The 1,011-nt window shown below is 61.2% G+C and carries 1 protein-coding gene and 1 pseudogene; both read left to right on the top strand.

Annotated features, from left to right (window positions below; genetic code table 11):
* Positions 1–388: pseudogene (locus HMPREF3165_RS13510) on the top strand (hypothetical protein); the annotation flags it as partial.
* A 3-nt stretch (positions 389–391) separates the two neighbouring features.
* Positions 392–1,011: SMI1/KNR4 family protein (locus HMPREF3165_RS08125; protein WP_070512310.1), on the top strand; the 620-nt coding region annotated here is incomplete at its 3' end.

Raw genomic sequence — 1,011 nt, 5'->3', positions numbered from 1 at the left:
AAGCGACCCAATGAGCGGCCCGGTCGTCTTCTATCCTCCTAAGAACGCGACAGCTGCTGAGCTTAAAGAGCTTGACGATTACGTTGCCGGCTGCAACCGAGCACTTGAAGCCGGTGCACTGTCAAAAACCGGGAGAGTCGCCACCACAAAGAGTTCTCTTGCCCAAGAGGCAAAGGCTGCAGCGGCACGTGAAAAGAAAGCACATCCCGAATTGTATTCGGGTGGCAAAGTTGCCGGCCATGTTCCTGACACCGGATGGGGGCGAGGCCCAGAGCCGCACGAGTGGCAGCCGATGTCACCCAAGGTGAACTCCAGTCTGGGGGGACAGAACAATCGCTATCCTGTAGGATACAAACCGACGATATTCCTTCGCGGGGAAAGGGAATGAGACATGACTGATCAGGCTACTGGCGCCGCCGGTGAAGCTAGTCAGGGGAGGCGGGAGTTTACGTGGCCGGACTACATCGGCTGGGGGTGGATGATCGTCCAGGCGCGGATGGAGGCCGATTGGAAAGGCATATGGAACTACGCCGTTCCGCACGTGCATGCCACGGAGGAGACTGTGGCCAGCACCGAGGCTCAGCTGGGTTTCCGTCTGCCGGAGTCCTACCGCGGATTCCTCCTGGCCTCCAACGGCTGGCCCTACTTCTACCTGGACATGACGGCCTTCTCCACCTCCGACCTGCTGGGCGGCGAGCTGCACGAGGCCGGCCAGACCCAGCTGGAGCTGGACGAGTGCATTGAGGCCATGGCCGCCGGAGGTGTCATCGCCGCCGACCACTTCCCCGTAGCCGCCTCACTGGAGTCGATCGACGTCGCTCTCATGGGAAAGCCCGGCACCCCAGCAGCGGGTACCGTCTCCTGGGTGCGCGGCGAAGTGATCGAGCGATACGACGACTTCCTGGACTACTACCTGTCCATGATGGAGCTCAACAAGCTCGACACCGCTGACCTCAGACGAGATTATGGCCCTAAGCCCGACGGTGTGCCTCACGCTGTCATCGACCGCCC

The sequence above is a fragment of the Actinomyces sp. HMSC08A09 genome (assembly GCF_001807465.1).
GTDB lineage: Bacteria > Actinomycetota > Actinomycetes > Actinomycetales > Actinomycetaceae > Actinomyces > Actinomyces oris.
Note: the sequence above shows the minus strand (reverse complement) of the source record. Positions and strands in the feature narration are given on the sequence as shown.